This is a genomic window from Streptomyces sp. 4N124 (assembly GCF_052245395.1).
Taxonomy (GTDB): Bacteria; Actinomycetota; Actinomycetes; order Streptomycetales; family Streptomycetaceae; genus Streptomyces.
In genome coordinates, this window is sequence record NZ_JBQQBS010000037.1 from 92788 (window position 1) to 99208 (window position 6421).

Consider the following 6421-nt stretch of genomic DNA (forward strand, 5'->3'; position numbering starts at 1 on the left):
GCCGACAGAAACGGGCGCGGATTACCGTAGGCCTGCCGCGACCGCCGTACCGGAGAGCCGATGCCCGCGAACACCACGACCGCCGCCCTCGGGGCGACCGGCCAGCCCGCCGCCGTACCGGCCGAGGCGGTCACCCCGCTGATGCGCGGGATCGCCGTGCTGCGGCACCTGACCGAAGCGGGCGGCACACTGAGCCCGAGCGGCCTGGAACGGGCCACCGGACTCGCCCGCTCCACCATCGACCGGATCACCTCGACGCTCGCGCGCATGGGGTACGTCCGTCTCGACGGCCGGGACGCGGTCCTCACCCCCCGCCTGATGGAACTGGGCAACGCCTACCTGTCCGCCCTGCGCCTGCCGGCCCTGTTGGCCGCCCGCGCCGACGAACTCGCCGACGAACTCGACGAGTCGGTGTCGCTCGCGGTGGGCGACCGCGACGGCATCCGCTTCATCCACCAGGCCACTCGCCGCCGCGCGATGTCCCTCAGCTTCCGCATCGGCGACCTCCTCCCGGCCGAACGCACCGCGCCCGGACCGCTGTTCGCCGCCGAGTGGAGCGACGGCGACTGGGCGCGCTGGCGCGCACGCCGGGCGACGGACCCGCAGGACCGCGCCTTTCCCGCCGTACCGCCACGCGAACACACCCACCCCGACGAGGAGTTCGAGCACCGGGCGGCACAGGCGGCGGCGGACGGCTGGGCGCTGGACGACCAGCTGATCGAACCGGGCCTGGTCGCGGTGGCCGTACCCGTACGCGATCCCCGGACCGGCCAAGTCGCCTGTGTGGCAAGCGTGGTGAGCCACACCAGCCGCCACACCGCCGCCGGCCTGCGCGACACGCTCCTGCCCCGGCTGCGGGCGGCGGTGACGGACATGGAACGCGAGCTGCGCGAGTCCCCGCCGCCGGAGCCGGCCGCGCCGCCGTCGGGGCTGGCGACCTGGACGGGGGCGTCGAAGCAGGAGCTGGGGAGGGAGTTCGTGGAATCCCTGGCCCGCGGCCTGACCGTCCTGACGGCCTTCGGCGAGGGCCGCGCGGAACTGACCCTGACGGAGGTCGCGAAGGCGACGGGCCTGGCCCGGGCGACGGCCCGCCGGGCGCTGATCACCTACGAGCATCTGGGGCTGGTACGGCCGGGTCCGCACCGCACGTTCACGCTCACCCCGCGGGTGCTCTCCCTGGGCTTTCCGCCCCTCTCCCACACGACCCTCTCCCAGATCGCGACCCCGCACCTCGCCGACCTCTCCACCCGGGTCCACGAGTCGGCGTCTCTGGCCGTCCTGTCGCCGTCGGGCGAGGAGATCCAGTACACGGCCAGGGTGGCCACGATCCGGGTGATGAGCGTGAACATCACGGTGGGGACGCGGCTGCCGGCGTACGCGACCTCGATGGGGCGCGTGATGCTCGCCGGCGCACCTGAAACGGCGCGCGCACTGGGCGAGTTGAAGGCACTGACCCCGCACACGGTCACGGACCCCTCGGCGCTCTCCGCGATCCTGGACAAGGTCCGTGCGCAGGGCTACGCCCTGGTCGACGAGGAGCTGGAGGAGGGCCTCCGCTCCATCGCCGTGCCGGTCCGTGACCGCACGGGCCGGGTGGTGGCCGCGGTGAACGTCGCGATGCACGCGGCCCGCCACACCGCCGCCGAATGCGTCCACGACATCCTGCCCGAGCTGAGGACGACGGCGGCGGGCATCGAGGCGGACCTGCATGTGGCGGGGAGGTTCACGCGGGTGTCGGCAGCGTGAGGGGCGCGCACGCCACTCAGCCCCTTGGGGCCTTGTAGAGACGTCCTGACATATCCATTGACAGCCCTCGGGAGCGGCTTCATAGTACGTGGCACTTGGAACTAGAGCGCGCTAATAAAGCGCTCTAGTCCCCCGGACCGCACAGCGAGGTGCATGGGACATGCGCAGACACCAACGAGCCGCCACACTCACCGCCACCGCTCTGGCCGGCGTCCTGTTCGCCGCGGGCTGCTCCAGCAGCTCGGGCGGCAAGAAGTCCGAGGAGGAGGGCGCGGCCGCCTCGGCGGGCAAGGCGAACACCCCCCGGATGACGGTGGCCATGATCACCCACGCGTCGCCCGGTGACACCTTCTGGGACCTCATCCGCAAGGGCGCTCAGGCCGCCGCCGCCAAGGACAACATCAAGCTCGTCTACTCCAGCGATCCCAGCGCCGGCAACCAGGCCAACCTCGTGCAGAACGCCATCGACCAGAAGGTCGACGGCATCGCCCTCACCGCCGCCAAGCCGGAGGCCATGAAGGACGTGGTGGCCAAGGCCGAGGCGGCCGGCATCCCGGTCGTCGGCTTCAACTCCGGTGTCGGCAACTGGAAGGAGCTCGGCATGCTCGAGTACTTCGGCCAGGACGAGAACATCGCCGGCCAGGCCTTCGGTGAGCGGCTGGGCCAGCTCGGCGCGAAGCACGCCGTCTGCGTCATCCAGGAACAGGGGCAGGTCGCCCTGGAGGCCCGCTGCGCCGGCCTGAAGAAGGGGTTCAAGGGCAAGACCGACACCCTCTACGTCAACGGCACCGACATGCCGTCCGTGAAGTCGACGATCACCGCCAAGCTCAAGCAGGACAGCTCCATCGACCAGGTGGTCACCCTCGGCGCCCCGATCGCCCTCACCGCCGTGCAGTCCGTGTCCGACGCGGGCACCGACGCCAAGGTCGCGACCTTCGACCTCAACAAGGAGCTCGTCAAGGCCGTCCAGGACGGCACGATCGAATTCGCCGTCGACCAGCAGCCCTACCTCCAGGGCTACCTCTCCGTCGACGCCCTCTGGCTCTACAAGACCAACGGCAACTTCAGCGGCGGCGGCACCGCCCCCGTCCTCACCGGACCGGCCTTCATCACCAAGGACAACGTCGACGAGGTCGCCGACTTCGCGGCGAAGGGGACACGCTGACGGTGGGGCGGCGGGGCCGGCGCCACGTCGCGTGGCGCCGGTCGCGGCTCAGCTGCTGAAGGATCCGGGACCGAAGCGGCCCCACACCAGGACTGCCGCGAGCGCGAGATAGGCCAGATTCAGCGCCACGAACCTGAATTCGCCGAGCCGGCCATGGGTGATCATCGCGCCGACCATCAGCAGGACCCAGCACACGGCGGTCACCGGCACCAGCACCGGCGCCACACCGACCGCAGCGGGCAGGATCAGGCCCACCGCGGCCAGCAGCTCCAGGACGCCGAGGGTCTTGACGAACCCGACGCCCACGTCCGCGGTCCATCCCCCACCAGGGGCCGCGGCCAGCGCCTCCTTGGGCACGAACGTCTTGCTGATTCCGCCGGCCAGGGCCACGGCGGCCAGCAGTCCGGCACAGATCCACAGTGCGAGGTTCATGAGGTCACGTCCCTGTCGCCCGACATCTCTTCTCCGTCTCTTCGCCCCACCTCTCCGGTGGAGCTCCGACATCGAGACGAAACAGTCCGACGACTTTGTGACATAGCCCGCTGACCTGCCCAAACAGGAACCCGTCCACGGCCTATCCCTTATCCGCTAGGCTAGTCGCCGGATCTCCGCGAGGTCCTTGCCTTCGTAGCTCAGGGGATAGAGCACGGCTCTCCTAAAGCCGGTGTCGCAGGTTCGAATCCTGCCGGGGGCACCACGTAGTACGGCTCTGACCTGGGGTTTCTCCCCAGGGAGGGCTCCTACTCGGCCTCGGACTCCTTGTCCGGGGCCGTTTGCGTGAGCGGTCAGTCCCGCGCCGCCCCGGCCAGGGACAGGTCCCAGAACGCGGCGTACCGGCCGGCGCGTCGCAGCAACTCCTCGTGGCTGCCCTGTTCGACCACCCGCCCGGCGTCCAGGAAGGCGACGCGGTCGGCCCGGCGCACGGTCCCCATGCGGTGCGCCACCAGCACCACGGTCCGGCCCGCCATCAACTCCTCGATGCCGGCGTGCACGGCCGCCTCGTTCACCGGGTCCAGGGCCGAAGTGACCTCGTCGAGCAGCACGATCGGCGCGTCCTTCAGCAGCGCGCGGGCGATGGAGACGCGCTGCCGCTCGCCGCCCGACAGCAGTGCCCCGCCCTCACCCGCGTCCGTCGACCAGCCGCCGGGCAGCCGCTCGATCACCTCGTCGAGACGGGCCGCGGCGGCCGCGGCCCGTACCTCGGCGTCGGTGGCGTCCGGGCGGCCGAGGCGCACGTTCTCCTCGATCGTGCCGTCGAAGAGGTAGACGTCCTGGAAGACGATGGCGATACGTGCCATCAGGGCCGCAGTGTCCATCTCCCGTACGTCCACGCCGCCGATCCGCACCGCGCCCGCGTCGACGTCGTAGAAGCGGGCGAGCAGCTGCAGCAGCGTCGTCTTGCCCGCGCCCGACGGCCCGACGACGGCGAGCCGCCGGCCCTCGGGTACGGAGAGCGTCACCCCGTCGGCGACCGTGCGGTCGCCGTGCCGGAAGGTGACCGCGTCGAACGCGACGTCGTGACCGGCCGGTTCGCGCGGCACGCGAGGTTCCGGCAGCGGCTTGGTGCTCAGGACGTCGTCGAGGCGGGTGAGTTCGGCGCGGGCGGCGCGGATGCCACCGCTCATCTCGGCTAGGGACAGCAGCGGGTCGGCGCAGCGGGCGGCGAGCACCAGGACTGCGAGCAGCTCGGCCGCGCCGATGTCCCCGCCGAGGGCGAGGTACGCACCGAGGGCGAGCAGCGCTGTGAACACCGCCTGCACGGTGACCGCAAGACCCAGCACACCCGGCAGCGCCGAAAGGGTGGAGCGACGCGAGGCGCGGCGCAGTTCCTTCAGGGAGTCGTCCAGCAAACCGAATCGCTCGCCGGTGCGGCCGCCGGCGCGCAGCACCGGCTGGGCCTGGAGGTACTCGATGACACGGCCGGTGGCCGCGCGCTCGCGTGCCACGCGCTCCGCGTCGGTCGCCGTCGTCGCGCGGGCCGTACGCAGCTGTACCGCGGCCACCAACGGCACAGCGGCCAGGCCGGCAAGCCCCAGCTGCCAGTTGAAGGCGAGCATCACGGCGACGATCGTCAGCGGCGTCACACAGGCGGAGATGAACGGCGCCAGCAGGTGCGCGATCACGCTCATCGCCTGCAACACGCCCTGGCTGGCGAGGACGGACACCTCGCCGGTGCGGCCGGGTTGGTACCAGCCGATGGGCAACCGGGCGAGGTGTTCGCCGAGGCGCTCGTACATGCCGTGCAGCATCGTCGTGCCCACGCGGAAACCGGAGCGGTCGCTGACGTACCGCAGCACCGCATAGACCGCGACCGCCGCGCCGAAGGCGGCCAGCCAGGGCCGGGCGTCCTCGGGTGTGCTGCCGAAGAGCGCGCGCAGCACGGGCACCAGCAGGGCGTACGACAGTCCCTCGGCGAGGGCGGTCGCCGTCATCAGGGCGACGGTGCGGCGCACCGGCCCGGCGTACTCGTGGCCGAGCACACGCAGCAGTGTGCTGATCATCGGGCCTCTTCCCCTTCCATGGCACCCGCTTCCACGGCACCGGCTTCCACGGCATCGGCGTGGATCTTCCAGAATTCGGCGAATGCGCCGTCCCGCGCGAGGAGTTCCGCGGTCGTGCCCCGCTCCACGATCTCGCCGTCGCGCAGCATCACGACGGTGTCGGCGTCGGCGATCGTCTCCAGGCGGTGGGCGATGACCAGCGTCGTCCGCTTCTCCCGGGTCTGCGCCAGCGCCTCGCGCACCGCCTGCTCGGTCTGCGGGTCGGCGAAGGCGGTGGCCTCGTCGAGGACCAGGACGGGGGCGTCTGCGAGCAGGGCGCGGGCGATCGAGACGCGCTGCGCCTCGCCGCCGGAGAGGCGGGCGTCCTCGCCGATCACCGAGTCGTAGCCGCGGGGCAGTTCGAGAACGCGGTCGTGAATGCTCGCCCGGCGGGCGGCGCGGACGACGGCGTCGCGGTCGGCGTGCGGGACGGCGAGGGCGATGTTGTCCGCGACCGAGGCGCGCAGCAGCCGGACGTCCTGGAAGACGAAGGACACCCGCCGGTACAGCTCCTGGCTGCCCACCTCACGCAGGTCGACGCCGCCGAGGAGCACGGAGCCGTGCGTCGGGTCGTAGAACCGCGGCAGCAGCTGCACCAGCGTGGACTTGCCGCTGCCGGACGGCCCGACCACGGCGGTGATCGTCCCCGGCTCCAGCACCAGGTCGATCCCGCGCAGCACCTCGCGCCCGGCCTCGGCACCCTCGTACCCGAAGCGGACGTCCCGCAGCTCCACCCGGTGTCCCTCGGGCGCCACCGGCCGTACGGGCTCGGGCAGCGACGGCTCGGCGAGTACGTCCCGGATGCGGCCGACGGCGCGCCGCGCGGCCTGCAGGTCGTCGAAGCCGTGCCCGAGCGCGGCCACGGGCGCGGTCAGCCCGAGGCCGAGGAGCAGGAACGGCAGCAGGTCCGCCGGGGCGAGCCCGCCCCCGGTGATCCGGTACGCGCCGCCGACCAGCACCGCCAGCAGCA

General features: G+C 72.0%; 5 protein-coding genes and 1 tRNA gene. 3 read left to right on the plus strand and 3 right to left on the minus strand.

Annotation, left to right across the window (positions count from 1 at the left end; genetic code table 11):
* Positions 1–60 precede the first annotated feature (60 nt).
* A complete protein-coding gene (locus ACTWQO_RS31285; RefSeq protein WP_443240736.1) occupies positions 61–1746 on the plus strand; it encodes an IclR family transcriptional regulator domain-containing protein in 1686 nt (561 codons plus the stop codon).
* A 160-nt stretch (positions 1747–1906) separates the two neighbouring features.
* The gene (locus tag ACTWQO_RS31290; RefSeq protein WP_443240737.1) at positions 1907–2911 is read left to right on the plus strand and encodes a sugar ABC transporter substrate-binding protein; all 1005 of its coding nucleotides are present in this window, start codon (positions 1907–1909) and stop codon (positions 2909–2911) included.
* A 48-nt stretch (positions 2912–2959) separates the two neighbouring features.
* On the opposite strand, the gene ACTWQO_RS31295 is transcribed toward ACTWQO_RS31290, so the two are convergent.
* A complete protein-coding gene (locus ACTWQO_RS31295) occupies positions 2960–3343 on the minus strand; it encodes a DoxX family protein (protein WP_443240738.1) in 384 nt (127 codons plus the stop codon).
* Between the two features lie 189 nt (positions 3344–3532).
* Here ACTWQO_RS31295 and ACTWQO_RS31300 point away from each other — a divergent pair.
* Positions 3533–3608: transfer RNA gene (locus ACTWQO_RS31300), tRNA-Arg, on the plus strand.
* 88 nt (positions 3609–3696) lie between these two features.
* On the opposite strand, the gene ACTWQO_RS31305 is transcribed toward ACTWQO_RS31300, so the two are convergent.
* Both ACTWQO_RS31305 and ACTWQO_RS31310 read right to left on the minus strand, forming a co-directional pair.
* Positions 3697–5412, minus strand: a complete 1716-nt coding sequence (locus ACTWQO_RS31305) for an ABC transporter ATP-binding protein (protein WP_443240739.1) — start codon at positions 5410–5412, stop codon at positions 3697–3699.
* Positions 5409–6421 (minus strand): ABC transporter ATP-binding protein (locus tag ACTWQO_RS31310; RefSeq protein ID WP_443240740.1); only part of this gene is annotated, 1013 nt, incomplete at its 5' end. The genes ACTWQO_RS31310 and ACTWQO_RS31305, both read right to left, overlap by 4 nt.